This is a genomic window from Acidimicrobiales bacterium (assembly GCA_041394265.1).
Taxonomy (GTDB): Bacteria; Actinomycetota; Acidimicrobiia; order Acidimicrobiales; family SZUA-35; genus JBBQUN01.
On sequence record JAWKIO010000005.1, the window covers coordinates 4,396,552 to 4,412,732 of the forward strand.

Below are 16,181 nucleotides of genomic sequence, written 5' to 3' on the forward strand. Positions count from 1 at the left end.
GATGCCTCTCAGATCCGAGCGAGGGCGAAGGTGACGCTGGCGTCGCCGATGGCGGCTTCGAGTGCAGCGGTCTGGCTGTCGAGGTCGACCTCGGTGGCGAGCACCGACGCAGCAACCCAGTCGAGATGCGGTTCCAATGCCGCTCGCTGATCACCGAGGTTCAGCTCGAGCCGGATCCGGTCGGCGACGTTGAGGTCGGCGTCCTTCCGGGCCTGTTGCACGGCTCGGACCAGATCACGAGCCAGACCTTCGGCTTCGAGCTCGGGAGTCAGTTCGGTGTCGAGGACGATCACGGCCTGATTGCCGGGGAGTGCGGCGGCGGCGTAGCCCTCGCGCGGATCCAGCGCGAGATCGAACTCGTTGGGCTGCAGCACCTGGCCGCCGACCTCGACACTGCCGTCGGGCTGGCTCACCCACTCACCGGCCTTGGCCGCCTTGATGACCGACTGGACATCCTTGCCGAGGCGGGGGCCGAGCACCCGGGGATTGGGAACGAGACGGAACGTGCCGTAGGCATCGACGTCGGAGCTGAACTCGACGTTCTTGACGTTGAGCTCGTCGGCAAGCAGTTGCTTGAGGGGTTCGATGGCCGAGTTCGGCTCGGTACCGGCGAGAATGGCCTTGGCCAGTGGCAGACGCACTCGCAGCCCGCGGCTCTCGCGAAGTGCGAGCGCCGGGGTGACCGCGGCCCGCAACAGGTCCATGGCCGCCACCAGGTCGGCGTCGGCGGGAAGGGCGTCGACCTCGGGCCAGTCCTGCAGGTGGACCGAGCTCTCACCGACGAGTCCCTGCCAGATCTCTTCGGCGATCATCGGCATCAGCGGGGCCAAGACCTTCGTGAGCGTGACGAGCACCGTGTACAGCGTGTCGAGCGCATCGCGATCGACCGAGCCGCCTTCGGCGTTCCAGAACCGCTCACGGCTCCGGCGGATGTACCAGTTCGTGAGGGCGTCGAGGTAGTTCTGGACGACGGCGCAGGCGCCGGCCAGGTCATAGGCGTCGAGTCGCTGCGTGGTCTGGGCAACGAGCTGTTGGGTCTTGGCCAGCAGATAGCGATCGAGGTCGTGTGAGGAGTCGGTTCGCTCCTGCGCCCGGTAGCCGTCGGCGTTCGCGTAGAGGGTGAAGAAGCTGTACGCATTCCAGATCGGGAGCATGACCTGGCGCGTGACGTCATCAATCGCCTGATCGCTGATGCGGGCATCGCCGCCGCGGACGATGTTCGACGACATGAAGTACCAACGCAGCGCGTCGGCGCCTTGGTGGTCGAAGATCTCGGCCGGCTCGGTGTAGTTCCGCAGCTTCTTGGACAGCTTGTTGCCATCTTCGGCCAGCAAGATGCCGTGGCAGATGACGTTCTGGAACGCCGGGCGGTCGAAGAGGGCGCCGGCCAGCACGTGGAGGGTGTAGAACCAGCCACGGGTCTGGTTGATGTACTCGACGATGAAGTCGGCGGGGAAGTGGTCCTCGAACCACTCGGCGTTCTCGAACGGGTAGTGCACCTGTGCGAAGGGCATCGATCCCGACTCGAACCAGCAGTCGAGCACCTCGTCGACACGGCGCATCATCGACGCGCCGGTCGGATCATCGGGGTTGGGGCGGACCAGTTCGTCGATGGCCGGTCGATGGAGATCGTCGAGGCGCACGCCGAAGTCGGCCTCGAGCTGGTCGAGGCTGCCGTAGACGTCGATTCTCGGATAGTTGGGGTCGTCGGACTTCCACACCGGGATGGGTGAGCCCCAGAACCGGTTGCGACTGATCGACCAGTCGCGGGCGCCGGCGAGCCACTGGCCGAAGCGGCCGTCGCGAACGTGGCCGGGTACCCAGTTGATCTCCTGGTTCAGCTCGACGAGGCGGTCACGGATCTTGGTGACCTCGACATACCAGGAGGAGATTGCCTTGTAGATGATCGGCTGATCGGTGCGCCAGCAGTGGGGGTAGTTGTGCTCGTAGGTCTCGTGCTTCAGGACCCGGCCGGCGTCCTTGAGATGCCGGATGACCCCGGGGTTCGCATCGAAGACGTTCTGACCGGCCCACTCGGGCACGTCGTCGGTGAAGCGTCCCTGGTCGTCGACCGGCACGGCGCGGCCGATCGGGATGTCGTTGGCCTCACAGACACGTTGGTCGTCCTCGCCGAAGCCTGGCGCCATGTGGACGATGCCGGTGCCCTCGGTGGTATCGACGAAGTCGGCTTCGAGGATGCGGAACGCGTCGGTGCGGTCGGCGAAGTAATCGAAGAGCGGGGTGTACGTGCGCCCGACGAGATCGCGCCCTGGCATGGTTGCCACGACGTTCGCATCGCCCAGCACCGAGGCAAAGGCCCCGAGGGCCTGCTCGCCGATCACGTAGTGTTGTCCGTCCGATTCGACGATCGCGTAGACGACCTCGGGGCCGACCGCGAGCGCGAGGTTCGACGGCAGGGTCCAGGGGGTGGTGGTCCAGGCCAGGATCTTGAGGGGCGCGGGGTCACCGTCGACAGGTGCGAGGTCGAAGGCGATGGTGAGGGCGGGGTCTTGGCGAGGACGAGTGGCGTCGTCGATGCGGATCTCGAAGTTCGACAGCGGGGTCTCTGCGCTCCACGAATAGGGCATCACCCGATAGGCCTCGTAGATGAGACCCTTGTCGTAGAGCTCCTTGAAGGCCCACATGACCGACTCCATGTAGGAGAGGTCCATGGTCTTGTAGTCGTTGTCGAAGTCGACCCAGCGCGCCTGGCGCTCGACGGTCTGCTGCCACTCCTCGGTGTAGCGCATCACCGAGGTGCGGCAGTAGTCGTTGAAGGGGGCGATGCCGTGATCGAGGATGGCGACCCGTCCGGTGACACCGAGCTGCTTTTCCGCCTCCATCTCGGCAGGGAGGCCGTGGCAGTCCCAGCCGAATCGGCGATCGACCCGACGGCCCCGCATGGTCTGATACCGAGGAACGACGTCTTTCACGTAGCCGGTGAGCAGGTGCCCATGGTGCGGCAAACCATTGGCGAATGGCGGGCCGTCGTAGAAGACGAACTCCGTGCCGCCGTCGTCGGAGTGAGGCCGTTGCTCGATCGACCGTTCGAAGGTCTGCTCCTGGCGCCAGAAGTCGAGAATGCGGCGCTCGATGGCCGGGTAGTCGGCCCGGGGCGGTACATCGGGATACGGCGTCGAACTGGCTGCATTCATGGGGTGCAGGGTACCGCTGCCGTCCGTCCTTCTCCTGCGAGTATTCGGCCCCGACCGGGCGGGGCCAACCCGATGGCACCTCGGTCTCCTGGCAGCTCGGTCTCTTCGCAGGTCGGTCTCCTGGCGGCTCGGTCTACGCTCGCCCCGTGTCCGACCGATCCGACCACACCCCCGGAGTCGTGACAGCGGTGACTGACGGCATCGAGGTCTGGATCCACGTACGGCCCGGTGGCCGCCGCAACGCCGTCGAGGGAGGGTTCGATGGTGCCTTGGCCGTACGAGTCTCGGCCGCACCGACGAAAGGCCAGGCCAACCAGGCAGTCGAGCGCACCCTCGCCGAGGCCTTCGGGGTACGCCCACCTGCGGTCTCGGTGGTGGTAGGTCCGGCCAGTCGTCGCAAAAAGTCCTGGTCAGAGGGGAGACTGACAGACTGATGGCCACCGTGGCGGTACTTCTGGACAGTGGAAGATAAGGTACGGCTTCCTCTTGGGGGTTTCCACGGGGTGCAGGGGCCGAAGGCGCTCGGAGTCTTGGCTCTGTCGATCGGCCAGGGGACGGCGGTCGGAAAGGTTCTTCAATGGCAGGTGCACGTTCGACCAAGCGAGCAGCCGGCGCTGGTGCGTCGGCCGGCAAGGCGACGACGAAGAACAAGGCCGCATCCGCCGCTGCCAAGACGTCGCCGGCGTCGTCCGCCGCATCGTCGACGAAGAAGCGATCGGCGGTGAAGAAGGCGCCCGCCAAGAAGGCCCCAGTCAAGAAGGCACCGGCCAAGAAGGCCTCCACCGCAAGCACCACGACGAAGGCCGCAAGCAAGAAGGCAGCAGCTTCGAAGGCCGCAACAGCAACGAAGGCTGCCAAGAAGACCGCCACCAAGAAGACCGCCACCAAGAAGACCGCCACCAAGAAGACCGCCACCAAGAAGGCGCCCGCCAAGAAGAACGTCAGCAAGAAGCCTGCGGCGACGAAGCCGTCTGGCGCCAAGAAGACCGCCACCAAGAAGGTGGCGGCTTCGGCCGCCGCTGGCACGAAGGCGCCTGCGAAGAGCGCCGCCAAGCGCACCGCCGCAACCTCAGCCCGCACCGATGCGGCCGGCCCCTCGGCCGATCGCACAACCACAAAGGCATCCCGGAAGACCTCAGTGACCGCAAAGCAAGAAAAGCACGACAAGCCAAAGTACCTGTCCGACAAGAAGTGGCTGGCCGCCCGTCGCGAAGAACTCATCGCCGAGCGCAAGCGCTATACCCACAGCGCCGAGGCCCTCGCCGCCGAGGCGGCGGCGCTCATGGCCGATCGTGAACCAGGCGATGTCCAGTTCGACGAGGAATCGGGTGAAGGCGACACGCTGGCCGTCGAGCGAGATCGCGATCTGGCCCTCTCGGCGCAGGCTCGCGAGAAGGTCGATGAAATCGATGCGGCGCTCGATCGGCTCGATCGTGGCACCTATGGACAGTGCATCGTGGGCGGCCCCGGTGACTACATTCCCGAGGAGCGACTCGAGGCGTTGCCCATGGCGCCGAAGTGCATTGCTCATCAGACCTCGATGTTCTGATCCCCGTGATGGCCGACGACTCCGAGCGTCGGCTCGACGTCTGCGTCCCGGAAGCGCTGGGTGGTGAGCGGGTCGACCGTGTCGTTGCGATGCTTGCCGATGTGTCACGTCGCGAAGCGCAGGCGCTGATCAGCGAGGATCGAGTGACCGTCGACGGACGACCGCCGGCCAAACCGTCCGACCGTCTCGAGGTTGGCGCTGCGCTTGTTGTCGTCGTGCCGCACCGAACGGACGTGTTGTCGCCGGCCCCCGACGTCGACGTTCCCGTCGTCTACGTCGACGACCACCTGCTGGTGGTGGACAAGCCGGCTGCGTTGGTGGTGCACCCGGGGTCGGGCGTCAGCGACGGCACCATGATCCAGGCGCTGCTCGCCGTCTACCCCGACATCGTCGACGCCGGGGGCGAGGCGGAGCGGCCTGGCATCGTCCATCGCCTCGACCGCGGAACGTCCGGGTTGTTGATGGTCGCCCGCACGGAAGTAGCGAGAGTGTCGTTATCGGGGCAATTGGCCGACCGGTCCGTGCTCCGGCGCTACCTCACATTGGTCTGGGGGAGCGTGACCTCGGGTGAGGGCTTGATCGATGCGCCGCTCGGCCGGTCACCTCGCGACGCCACCCGACGCGCGGTGGTGGCGGGCGGGCGACCGGCGCGCACTCGCTATCGGGTCCTCGATCGACACGAGGACCCCGAGGTCACGATGCTCGAATGCCGGTTGGAGACGGGTCGCACCCACCAGATCCGCGCCCATCTCGAGGCCATCGGCCATCCCGTGGTGGCCGATCAGCGCTACGCGCCCCGCCGACCGTCGCTCGGGTTGGGGCGGCCGTTCCTCCATGCGGCCGAATTGGGCTTCGTCCATCCAATCAGCGGCGAATCACTCCACTTCCGGTCGCCGTTGCCGCCGGAGCTGGCCGACCTGGCCGGTTCGCTGGGCATCACCACCGACCTCGATGGATGAGATCGGCGATCGGTGGGCGACCTCGCCGAGCCGAACGACCATCCTGCGACGGACCGGTCCGCTCGTCGAGCGGTCGTCCGATGGCAATGGTGCCGGCGGCTCGGTACTCCGACGGGACCCCGAAGGCGGACAGGACCGCCGCCTCGTGCTCGAACAGACCGAACAAGCAGGCACCGAGGCCAGCTGCGGTGACCAGGAGCAGGAGATTCTCGATCACCGCCCCGGCATCGACCCACCAGAATGGGACCGGCCAGCCGTCGAGTGATTCGCCGAGCCGAGCTCGGGCCTTGTCGGCCTCGCTGTATCGCTCCACGTAGGCGTCCGGTCTCGTGAGCACGACCACGAGCGCCGGTGCATCGAGGAGCGACTGCCACCGAAACATCTGGCGGCGCGGGGGCGGCAACGTGAGATCCCAGTAGCCAGCGACTGCCGCCGGGGTATCGAGCACCAGGAACTCGACGGCCTGGGTGTTGCCGGCGGAAGGGGCCCGGCGGGCAAGATCGAGGAGTGCGTCGAGCCGGCCAGGGTCGAGGGGGGCCGGGTCGAACGATCGGATCATGCGCCGCCGCCGTAGTGCCTCGACCACCGAGGGGCCCGACCCGATCTCGGAGGCATTGCTGCGTGTGTCGCTCACCTCGGCGGACGCTCAGCGCGGTCCGGCGGTCGGCCAGGACTCGTTGCCCTTGGCCATGGTGGCAACATCGGCGAGGGAGTAGCCCTCGAGCAGCTGGCGCATCTCGTCGCCGACGACATGCCACAGGTGCAGCAGCACGCACTGGCCTTCATGATCGCAGGCACCGTCGGAATGCGGTTCGGAGAAGTCGCCGAGCACGATGGGTCCGTCGACCGCACGGATGATCGAGGCGAGCGAGATCTCCGATGGATCTCGGGCGAGGACGTAGCCGCCACCGACACCTCGTTTGGACCGGACCAGGCCGGCACCCTTGAGGGCCAACAGGATCTGCTCGAGGTAGGGCTGAGGCAAGCCGGTGCGGTCGGCGATGTCGCGAACGGTGGTCGGCCGACCCTCTTCGGCATGGAGCGCGAGCGAGAGCAGGGCCCGGCTTGCGTAGTCTCCGCGGGTCGACACCTTCACCCCGTCCACCCTACTTGCTCCGGCGGGTCACATCGTGAAGGGTGTGAGCCGGATCGGTGTCGGGCGGCGTGGTCTGTCTATCCTGTGGCCCGGACGCTCACCAGCACGGCGCCCACCTACCCATCCAGAAAGCAGACACGTGCACGAACTCGTTCGCCCGGCCTATGGGCAAGGTTGCTTGACCGGCGTGATGCCCTACCTCGTCGGGGTCGGACAGCGACCCGATGCGCTGCCGCTCGACGGCGCGTCGGCACGCCAGCGGGTGCTGCTCGTGCTCGACGGACTGGGATGGGAGCAGCTGGTCGAACGGGCCGAACTGACCCCGACGCTGCAGGCCTGTGGCGGCGGGCCGATCACCACCGTTGCCCCCTCGACCACCGCCACGGCGCTGACCTCGCTGACCACCGGTCTCGAGCCGGCCGAGCACGGCGTCGTCGGCTATCGCATGGTGGTCGATGGCGAGGTGATGAACACCCTCCGGTGGGGGAGTGCCGCATGGCCCGACGCTCGCAAGGTCGCTCCGCCTGAACACGTGCAGCCGTTCGACCCCTTTCTCGGCCGAGACGTTGCGATGGTGAACAAGGCCGAGTTCCGCAGCTCGGGATTCTCGGGGGCACACCTCCGTGGTGCCACGCTCACGCCGTACCGCACCATTGCCACGCTGGTGCACGAGGTCGCTCGCTTGGTGCGTGAAGGCGCGCCGTTCGTCTATACGTACTACGACGGCGTCGACAAGGTCTCCCACGAATACGGCTTCGGGTCCGTGTTCGACGCCGAGGTCGTGTTCGCCGACCGGCTCGTTGCGGCGTTCCTCGAGGTCCTGCCCTCGGGCGTCGAGCTGATCGTGACCGCCGACCACGGCCAAGTCGATTGCCGCGATGGCGTGGTGCCGATCGACGACGGAGTGCTGGCGAACACCCGCTCGCTGAGCGGCGAGGGTCGCTTTCGGTGGCTGCACGCGGAGCCCGGAGCCGGCGCCGAGCTCCTGGCGGCGGCCACCGAGCGGCACGCCCACCATGCTTGGGTGCGATCACTCGAGCAGATCGAAGACGAGCATTGGTTTGGCCGCTCGTTGAGTCGCGCCGCGCGATCGCGTCTTGGCGACGTCGCGCTCTGCCCGTTCGAGCCGATCGCCTTCTTCGATCCCGACGATTCCGGGCCCTTCGAGTTGGTGGGACGGCACGGCTCGCTCACCTCGGCCGAGATGTACGTACCGCTCGTTTCGGCCGTTGCATGACCGGGCGTGACGGCGCAGACCATGGCGCGATGTTGACGCAATCAGGACGACCAGGAGTAGCAGATGAGTGACGTTCCCCCCTTCGATGGCCACACCGCATCCCCGGGGAGCGAGGAGGCGTCGTCGTCCGCCGCTTCGGTCGATGGCGCGGAGCGGCCCCACGAGATCCCCGAGGTCGTCGACAACGACGACGAAGGCGAGGAGATGTCGACCATTGCCGAGCCGGCGAAGGTCATGCGCATCGGTTCCATGATCAAACAGCTCCTCGAAGAGGTCCGGACCACCGATCTCGATGAGGCCGGGCGGCATCGGCTGCGCGAGATCTACGAGACCTCGGTGTCGCAGCTGTCCGATGCGCTGTCGCCCGACCTGAGCGACGAGCTGCAGTCGCTGGCCACCCCGTTCTCCGACGACGTCGTACCGTCCGAGGGGGAGCTGCGGATCGCCCAGGCCCAGCTCGTCGGCTGGCTCGAGGGCCTCTTCCACGGCATCCAGGCCACGCTGTTCGCCCAGCAGATGGCCGCTCGTCAGCAGCTCGAACAGATGAAGCATTCGCAGGCCCTGCCACCGTCACGACCTGACGGTCCGGCCTCGGGTGTCTACCTCTGATCGACCTCGGCGTCGGCCCCGAACTGGCCCCGAGCAGGAGCTCTGTTTGACGCTGAGCTCGTCCCGTTGGGACAATGTCATCCTGTGTTCGGTGAACCAGGGGACCGCCGCAAGGCGAACGACGTTCACCGACGCCGCACCGCACACCCGGTGTGATCAGAGCCGATGGGGACCCGAGCGATGAGCTGACGCCCCCTTTGGCGAGCCGCAGAACGAAGGGGACGATGGGCAATGGCCATCGAAGTCACGACGAAGGATTGCACGGCGCTCACCGACGCCGAGATGGGCGACATGGCGGATCTGAGCGCCGCCAGCCTGGGCTGGCAGGCCGGCTTGTTGTCGAAGCAGGCCGAAGAATGGGTGTTGGTCAGCCAGGCCTTTGACAAGGGGAAGCTCCGAGGCTTCGTATTCTCGACCCTCGAGCGCATCGGGGGGACACCGGCACTGATCATCGGCATCGGTTGTGTCGGTCGAGTACGCAACCGCTCGTCCGTGCTCAAGGCGCTCATGGCCGAGCAGCTCCACAAGACGCTCATGGCGTTTCCCGACGAAGATGTGATCGTCGCCGCTCGATTGATCGATCCGGGCGCCGCCGAGGCGTTCAGCGGTCTGAGCGACATTCGTCCATGGCCCGACACCCGTCCCAACGGCGAGGAACGGGCCTGGGGGCGCCGCCTCGCCAAGCGCTACCAGACGATCGATTTCAGCGATCGCACCATGCAGGGAGCGAGTGAGGACACCCTTCTCGTGCTCGATCATGAAGCACTCAAGTCGCATGAAATCGCGGCGGTGTTCAGCGACTGCCGCCCCGAGGTCGGCCACCACATGATCACGTGGGGATGGGCCATGGCGGAGTTCCTCGAGCGGTATCACACCCCCAAACACTGAGAGTGGTCGACTGCCCGCCATTGGTGTGATCGCGCCGATCGGGCGCAATTTGCGGGGCTCTTGGCAAATTTTTACCGAAGACCTCACGCCTGCCGCGCGCCCCATCTGAGCTGCGAAGACACCGGAGGTGCCGGTCTCGCCTTCGGGGCTCGCTGATCACTTCGTCTGGTGGAGTGTGACAGTAATGCTACGGTTCTGCGCTGTTGCGGAGTCGGGCAGGGTGTCGATGCACACCTCATGTTCGGAGTTGCCGCGCCGAATGCTTCTGACTGTGACGTCCCTACGCCCTCCCCTCCGCCGTAGCCCACGCATGGCCGCCCGCTCGTTTGTGGCGCGCCCAGCCGGTTCTCACGGTTTCGTGGCGGTGCCGAGCGATGTCGAAGGTGCACGCTTGACATGACGAAACCGTTGCCGCAAAGTGTCGAACGCATGACGACTCGCTCGCCCCGTGGTCGCTGGACACGCCTGGTGATGTTCCTGGTGGTGGTGAGCGTGTCGCTCACCGGCCTGGTGGTTGCTCCTTCGACCGCCTCGGCATCGAGCGGGATCGAGGGCACACTCGAGCAGGAGTTCCTCGCCCAGCTCAACGCCGAGCGCGCCGCCCGGGGGATCGCGCCGATGTCGTCCGACGGTGGGCTGATCGGAGCCTCACGCAACTGGGCCGATTCGATGGCGGGTCGGGGCGGGTTGGTGCACTCCAGCGACGGGCGAGCCGAGATCATCGCTCGGGGCTACGGCACCGGACAGATCACCGACGCCTGGATGCGCTCGCCGTCGCATCGCAACCTGATCGTCGATCCCAACCTCACCGTGGCCGGGGTCGGCGTGCAGTGCGACGCCAACGGCCAGATGTGGGCGGTCGTACAGTTCGAGCGGGCTGATCGATCGCTCGGCACGCTCAGCTCATCGTCGGCCACGCCGCGGATCACCGATCCGAACAGCGGCCATGGCTGTGGCTCGGGCGTCGGTACCGGCTCGGTCGAGCGGCTCTATCTGGCGTACTTCCTGCGGAGCGCCGATGCGTCGGGTGTCAACTATTGGGTTGGCGAACTCCAGCGTGGTGCACGCCTGAAGACGGTCTCTGAGGCGTTCGCCGCTTCTTCGGAATTCCGGCAGCGGTACGGCAACCTGTCCAACGCAGACTTCGTGCGGCTCGTCTACGTGAACGTGCTCGGTCGTCAGCCCGATGCGTCTGGCCTCAACTACTGGACCAGCATGCTCAATCGTGGCACGCCACGAGGCGAGGTCATGATCGGATTCTCCGAGAGCGCCGAGTTCATGGCTCGCACGGGGATCTACTGACGCTTCGTCGCCCCACGTTACGGTCACATCGGTGCCCCCTGGTGGCAGGCCAAGCGGTACGACGGGTAGAGTGCGGCCGGGCGAATCACATCGAGGTGATTCGCCACGGCGATGTGGTCTCAGGCCGAACACATCGTGTGGTCACCGGACCCTGAGTTCCGCGGGCTCGAGGCCCGTTGGTGCCGAGGATTCGTCGAGTGCCCAGTCGGCCGAGCGGGAGTTGGTTCGTGGCGTCATCGTTCACCCATCTGCATGTGCACACCGAGTTCTCGATGCTCGACGGAGCCTCCCGGCTCGATGAACTCGTCGCCAAGGCGGCGGCCGATGGCCAGCCGGCGCTCGGGATCACCGATCACGGAAACATGTATGGGGTGCTCGACTTCTATCGGGCCTGCAAGAAGAACGAGATCAACCCGATCATCGGCTGCGAGTTGTACCAAGCCGACGACTCCCGGTTCGAGCGGCCCAGCCGTCGGGGCAAGGTCGATGACTCCGGCGGCGAGACCGATGGCGGAAAGAAGCTCTACTACCACCTGATTGCGCTGGCCGAGAACGACACCGGCTACAAGAACCTGATCCAGTTGGCCTCGCGGGCCTACATGGAGGGCTACTACTACAAGCCTCGGGTCGATTGGGATGTGCTGTCGGATCATTCCGAGGGCATCATTGCCACGTCGGGTTGCCTCGGTGGGCAGGTGCTTCAGGCCATCATGGCCGGCAACGATCGGATGGCGCTCGAGAAGGCGGCCAGGTTCCAGGACATCTTCGGCAAGGACAACTTCTTCATCGAGATCCAGGACCACGGCATCCCGGAGCAGCGGGCCACCAATCCCAAACTGCTCGAGATCGCACGCAAGATCGGTGCGCCGCTGCTCGCCACCAATGACTCGCACTACACCGAGCAGCACGATCACGAGGCCCACGACGCCCTGCTGTGTGTGCAGACCGGCTCGCTGATGTCCGATCCCAATCGGTTCAAGTTCTCCGGCGACCAGCACTACGTGAAGTCGGCGGCCGAGATGCGTCACCTCTGGGCCGAGCTGCCCGAGGCCTGCGACAACACCCTCTGGATCGCCGAGCGCTGCAACGTCGAGATCGAATTCGGCAAGCCCCAGCTGCCCGACTTCCCGATCCCGGAGGGCTTCGCCGGCGCCGACGACTACCTCCTGCACCTCACGATGGAAGGGGCCAAGATCCGCTGGGGGTCGACCCTCCCCGACACCATCGTCGAGCGCCTCATCTACGAACTCGATGTCATCAAGAACATGGGCTTCAGCTCGTACTTCTTGATCACCTGGGACCTGATCGCGCACGCTCGCAAGACCGGGATCCGCGTTGGCCCCGGGCGCGGTTCCGCGGCCGGGTGCGCCGTGGCGTATTGCCTGTGGATCACCGATCTCGACCCGATCAAATACGACCTGCTGTTCGAACGATTCCTGAATCCGTCTCGCATCTCGATGCCCGACATCGACATGGACTTCGACTCCCGCTATCGAGACGAGATGATCCGCTACGCGGCCGAACGCTACGGCCGGGATCACGTCGCCCAGATCGTGACCTTCTCACAGATCAAGGCGCGGGCTGCCGTACGCGACGGCGCCCGAGTCCTCGGCTACCCCTACGCCGTCGGCGACAAGGCGGCCAAGGCGATGCCGCCACTCGTGATGGGGCGCGACACGCCGCTCAAGTACTGCTTCGAGGAATCGGAGAAGTACGCCGACGGCTACAAGATGGCGGCCGAGCTCCGGTCGATGGTCGACACCGACGAAGACATGGCCAAGGTCATCCATGTGGCCCGCGGCATCGAAGGGCTCCGACGCTCCGACGGCATTCACGCCGCCGCAGTGGTGATCACCAAGGAGTCGCTCACCACCTACCTACCGATCCAGCGCAAGCCCGAAGCCGGCAAGGACATCGAAGACGCGCCGGTGGTGACCCAGTACGAGATGCACGGGGTCGAAGACCTCGGCCTGCTGAAGATGGACTTCCTGGGGTTGCGGAACCTCGACGTCATCTCCGACAGCCTCGAGCTGATCAAGGCCGTCAAGGGGGTCGAGGTCGACATCGACAACGTCGATCTCGAAGACGAACGAACCTACGAGCTCCTGCGAGCCGGGAACACCATCGGCGTGTTCCAGCTCGAATCCACGCCGATGCGGGCCTTGATGCGCTCGATGGCGCCCACCGGGTTCGAAGACGTGGCCGCCCTCGTGGCGCTCTATCGGCCGGGTCCGATGGCGGCCAACATGCACAACGACTACGCCGATCGCAAGAACGACCGCAAGCCGATCGAGCACATCCATCCCGATGCCGAAGACATCCTCGGCGACACCTACGGCCTGATGATTTATCAGGAACAGATGATGCGGATGAGTCAGAAGTTTGCTGGCTACTCCCTTGCCGATGCCGACAACCTCCGCAAGGCCGCAGGCAAGAAGAACCGTGAACTGATGGCCAAGGAACGGGCCAAGTTCGAAGCGGGGTGTGACGCCCAGGGCTACGGCGCCGATTTCGGCGCGAACCTGTTCACGATCATCGAAGGTTTCGCCGACTATGCCTTCAACAAGAGCCACTCGTACGGCTACGGCTTCGTCAGTTTCCAGACCGCCTACCTGAAGGCGAACTACCCGGTCGAGTACTTCTCGTCGCTGCTCACGTCGGTGAAGTCGAGCCTGGAAAAGGCGGCCATCTACCTCAACGAGTGCCGCCAGATGGGCATCAAGGTGCTCGTTCCCGACGTCAACCGTTCCGAGATGGACTTCACCTCGATTCCCGATCCCGACCTCGACGCCGCTCCCGGGCCTGACGGCGAGCCACTCAACGTAATCGCGTTCGGCCTGTCGGCGGTGCGCAATGTGGGCGAAGGGCTCGTGCAGCACATTCTCGATGAGCGTCAGGCCAACGGTCCGTTCCGTGACTTCATCGACTTCTGTGAGCGGGTCGACTACGCCGTGCTCAACAAGCGCACCATCGAGTCACTCATCAAGGCCGGTGGGTTTGACTCCCTCGGCCACACTCGCCAGGGCTTGCTGTTGGCCTACGAGGAGATCATCGACAAGACCGTCTCCAGCCGCAAGGAACACGACATGGGGGTGATGACCCTCTTCGGCGGCAGCGACGGCGGCCCCTCTTACGACGACCGCCCGAAGGTGTCCAACGTCGAGTTCGACAAATCGCAGCGCCTTGCCTTCGAGAAGGAAATGCTCGGGCTCTACGTGTCGGACCACCCGCTGATGGGAGCCGAGGCGGTGTTGGCCCGAAAGTCCGACACTCGCCTGAGCAACCTCGCCGAGGTCGACGACGGGGCGATGGTGGCGGTCGGCGGCGTCGTCACGTCGCTGCAACGCAAGTGGACCAAACGTGGCGACCTCATGGGTATCTTCGTGCTCGAAGACCTCACGGCATCGGCCGAGACCATGGTGTTCCCTCGTACCTTCGCCGACTACGGGCATCTCCTCGAAGACGACCGCATCGTGATCGTGCGCGGCCGGGTCGACAAGCGCGACGACCAGCCCAAACTGATGGCGCAGTCGATCGAGGTGTTCGAGGCCGACGTGCTCGGCTCGTCGCCGCCGCTCCGGCTCGAGATCCGTCCCAACCAGCTGTCCGACGAGCTGATCAGCGAGCTGAAGGCGATGTTGTCGCAGTACCAGGGCGACGCCCCGGTCTACATCCACCTCAGCGATCATCAGGCGGTGAAGCTGTCCGACGATTACTGTGTCGACACGGCAAGCGGTCTGATCCCGGAGCTGCGAGTCCTGCTCGGGGCGCAGTCCGTCATCCTCTGACCAGCGGCCCCGTCCATTGCCGCCCGGTTCAGTTGCCGGCGGACACCGAGGTCGGCGGAGGCAGCTCGTTGATCGATTCGCCCGCGGCCCGCAGGTCGATCACCGGGGCGACGGCGTGATCGCTGATCTGGTCGACGAACTGTCGTCGGGCAATGAGCGAGACGGGCAGGAGGAGAACGCTCGTCAGGATCTGCACGACCGTGGCCACGATGATCTGTGCGTCGAGAAGCAGCGACCGGTTGGCGACGTAGTGCAGATCGAGCCGGCGATAGGCGCCGAACTCGGCGTTGGAGCGGGCCTCGACCTGCCAGAGGCCCGTGATGCCCGGCCGAACGCCGAAGCGGGCCATCAACTCGTCGTCGAAGCGCTCGTGCTCCTCGGGGAGTGCCGGGCGAGGACCGACCAGCGACATGTCGCCCCGCAAGACGTTGATCAGCTGGGGCAGTTCGTCGATCGAGGTCTCGCGTAGGAGCCGACCGACCGGTGTGACTCGCGGATCGTTGCTGACCTTGAACAGTGGACCCGAACGCTCGTTGCGTTGTGCGAGGTCGTTCTTCAGTTGGTCGGCGTCGGGACGCATCGATCGGAACTTGAGCATGCCGAATGGCTGGCGATCTTGGCCGATGCGTCCCGACCGATACAGCACGGGGCCCCGGTCGTAGAGCTTCACCGCCAGGGCGGCGACGAGCATCACCGGTGACGCGAGGAGGAGGCCGACACCGGCCCCGGCGATGTCGATGGCTCGACGGGCCAGCTGCTGAAGTGCGCTGGGCTCGTCCCAGCCAATCGAGAGGAACGGCTCGTGGACCAGTGACGAGACCTGGTAGCGGGGCGCGGCGATACGGCCAACGCCCGAACTCAGATAGGCATCGACTCGAGCGTCTTCGATGGCGGCCATGATCCGGCGGTACTGCGGAGCGCGGAACCCCGTTGGCGTCACGATCGCCATGTCGATCGAGGCCGACGAGAGGATCGATGCCAGACGATCGACATCGCCGAGGAGCGCCGGCCCGAGGCCGTTGCGGTCGGCCATCGTCCGGTTGCCGACCACGCCGACCAATTTCATCGCCGCTTCGGGGTGTTCGATCACCAGCTGAGCGAGTTCGGCCCCTTCCTCTCCAGTGCCGATCACCACGACTCGTCGGGCATGACGCTGCATCGACCGAGACCGAGCGGCGAGCGAGCGGACGATCAGGAGGATCATGATCGACGCAGCGGAGGCGAGCAGCACCGCAGGGACGGGGAGTGGCTCCCCTGTGGATGCCGCACCCACCATGGCGGCGGCGGCGCCGGCGAGGGCAGTGACCACGACGTCGTTGATGTCTTCGGTTGAGCTCCTGATGATGCGATGGGCTCGGGTGCGGCGCATCAGCCACGCCGTGGTGATCGACGCCGCCACGGCGCTCCACACGGCGGCGGAGCGGACGGAGGCGATCGCTGGGTGCAGACACAGGCCCCATACGCCGGCCATGGCGATGACCTGCACTGCCGCGATGGCTCGCCGTCTCGATGCCGCACGATCCAGCGTCGTCATGAATACTCCTGTGGTGCTGTCGGGTGAACGCAGCTGTCGCCCTGCGTGGTGGAAGGCCGAGGTG

12 protein-coding genes are annotated in these 16,181 nt (G+C 65.8%); 8 read left to right on the forward strand and 4 right to left on the reverse strand.

Going from position 1 to position 16,181, the window contains the following annotated elements:
* Positions 1–8: 8 nt before the first annotated feature.
* Positions 9–3,155, reverse strand: coding sequence for an isoleucine--tRNA ligase (gene ileS, locus R2733_21190; protein MEZ5379027.1), 3,147 nt, complete (start codon positions 3,153–3,155; stop codon positions 9–11).
* Positions 3,156–3,301: 146 nt separating this feature from the next.
* On the opposite strand from ileS, the gene R2733_21195 reads away from it, so the two are divergent.
* The 3 genes from R2733_21195 (at position 3,302) to R2733_21205 (ending at position 5,663) form a co-directional block, all read left to right on the forward strand.
* Positions 3,302–3,589: a DUF167 domain-containing protein gene (locus tag R2733_21195; GenBank protein ID MEZ5379028.1), complete on the forward strand. Its 288-nt coding sequence runs from the start codon at positions 3,302–3,304 to the stop codon at positions 3,587–3,589.
* Between the two features lie 143 nt (positions 3,590–3,732).
* A complete protein-coding gene (locus R2733_21200) occupies positions 3,733–4,704 on the forward strand; it encodes a hypothetical protein (GenBank protein ID MEZ5379029.1) in 972 nt (323 codons plus the stop codon).
* An 8-nt stretch (positions 4,705–4,712) separates the two neighbouring features.
* Positions 4,713–5,663 (forward strand): RluA family pseudouridine synthase, encoded by a 951-nt coding sequence (locus R2733_21205; GenBank protein ID MEZ5379030.1) that lies wholly within the window; start codon positions 4,713–4,715, stop codon positions 5,661–5,663.
* On the opposite strand, the gene R2733_21210 is transcribed toward R2733_21205, so the two are convergent.
* Entirely contained in the window at positions 5,641–6,297 is a 657-nt protein-coding gene (locus R2733_21210) for a nitroreductase family protein (protein MEZ5379031.1), read from the reverse strand. The genes R2733_21205 and R2733_21210 overlap by 23 nt on opposite strands.
* A 12-nt stretch (positions 6,298–6,309) precedes the next feature.
* Positions 6,310–6,753, reverse strand: a complete 444-nt coding sequence (locus tag R2733_21215) for an Rrf2 family transcriptional regulator (protein MEZ5379032.1) — start codon at positions 6,751–6,753, stop codon at positions 6,310–6,312.
* A 196-nt stretch (positions 6,754–6,949) separates the two neighbouring features.
* Here R2733_21215 and R2733_21220 point away from each other — a divergent pair, with 196 nt between their 5' ends.
* The 5 genes from R2733_21220 to dnaE all read left to right on the forward strand — a co-directional run bounded on the left by R2733_21220 (position 6,950) and on the right by dnaE (position 14,583).
* A complete protein-coding gene (locus R2733_21220) occupies positions 6,950–7,996 on the forward strand; it encodes an alkaline phosphatase family protein (protein ID MEZ5379033.1) in 1,047 nt (348 codons plus the stop codon).
* Between the two features lie 63 nt (positions 7,997–8,059).
* Positions 8,060–8,605, forward strand: a complete 546-nt coding sequence (locus tag R2733_21225) for a bacterial proteasome activator family protein (GenBank protein MEZ5379034.1) — start codon at positions 8,060–8,062, stop codon at positions 8,603–8,605.
* Between the two features lie 231 nt (positions 8,606–8,836).
* Positions 8,837–9,493: a hypothetical protein gene (locus tag R2733_21230; GenBank protein MEZ5379035.1), complete on the forward strand. Its 657-nt coding sequence runs from the start codon at positions 8,837–8,839 to the stop codon at positions 9,491–9,493.
* 429 nt (positions 9,494–9,922) lie between these two features.
* Complete coding sequence (locus R2733_21235; GenBank protein MEZ5379036.1) at positions 9,923–10,795, forward strand: DUF4214 domain-containing protein; 873 nt, start codon at positions 9,923–9,925, stop codon at positions 10,793–10,795.
* A 197-nt stretch (positions 10,796–10,992) separates the two neighbouring features.
* Entirely contained in the window at positions 10,993–14,583 is a 3,591-nt protein-coding gene (gene dnaE, locus R2733_21240) for a DNA polymerase III subunit alpha (GenBank protein MEZ5379037.1), read from the forward strand.
* A 28-nt stretch (positions 14,584–14,611) separates the two neighbouring features.
* On the opposite strand, the gene R2733_21245 is transcribed toward dnaE, so the two are convergent.
* The gene (locus tag R2733_21245) at positions 14,612–16,117 is read right to left on the reverse strand and encodes a sugar transferase (protein ID MEZ5379038.1); all 1,506 of its coding nucleotides are present in this window, start codon (positions 16,115–16,117) and stop codon (positions 14,612–14,614) included.
* Between the last annotated feature and the right edge of the window lie 64 nt (positions 16,118–16,181).

Bases quoted from the DNA above. Each gene is read 5' to 3' on its own strand.
- ileS (MEZ5379027.1), bottom strand. From the start codon at position 3,155: ATGAATGCAGCCAGTTCGACGCCGTATCCCGATGTACCGCCCCGGGCC.
- R2733_21200 (MEZ5379029.1), top strand. From the start codon at position 3,733: ATGGCAGGTGCACGTTCGACCAAGCGAGCAGCCGGCGCTGGTGCGTCG.
- R2733_21205 (MEZ5379030.1), top strand. From the start codon at position 4,713: ATGGCCGACGACTCCGAGCGTCGGCTCGACGTCTGCGTCCCGGAAGCG.
- R2733_21220 (MEZ5379033.1), top strand. From the start codon at position 6,950: ATGCCCTACCTCGTCGGGGTCGGACAGCGACCCGATGCGCTGCCGCTC.
- R2733_21225 (MEZ5379034.1), top strand. From the start codon at position 8,060: ATGAGTGACGTTCCCCCCTTCGATGGCCACACCGCATCCCCGGGGAGC.
- R2733_21230 (MEZ5379035.1), top strand. From the start codon at position 8,837: ATGGCCATCGAAGTCACGACGAAGGATTGCACGGCGCTCACCGACGCC.
- R2733_21235 (MEZ5379036.1), top strand. From the start codon at position 9,923: ATGACGACTCGCTCGCCCCGTGGTCGCTGGACACGCCTGGTGATGTTC.
- R2733_21245 (MEZ5379038.1), bottom strand. From the start codon at position 16,117: ATGACGACGCTGGATCGTGCGGCATCGAGACGGCGAGCCATCGCGGCA.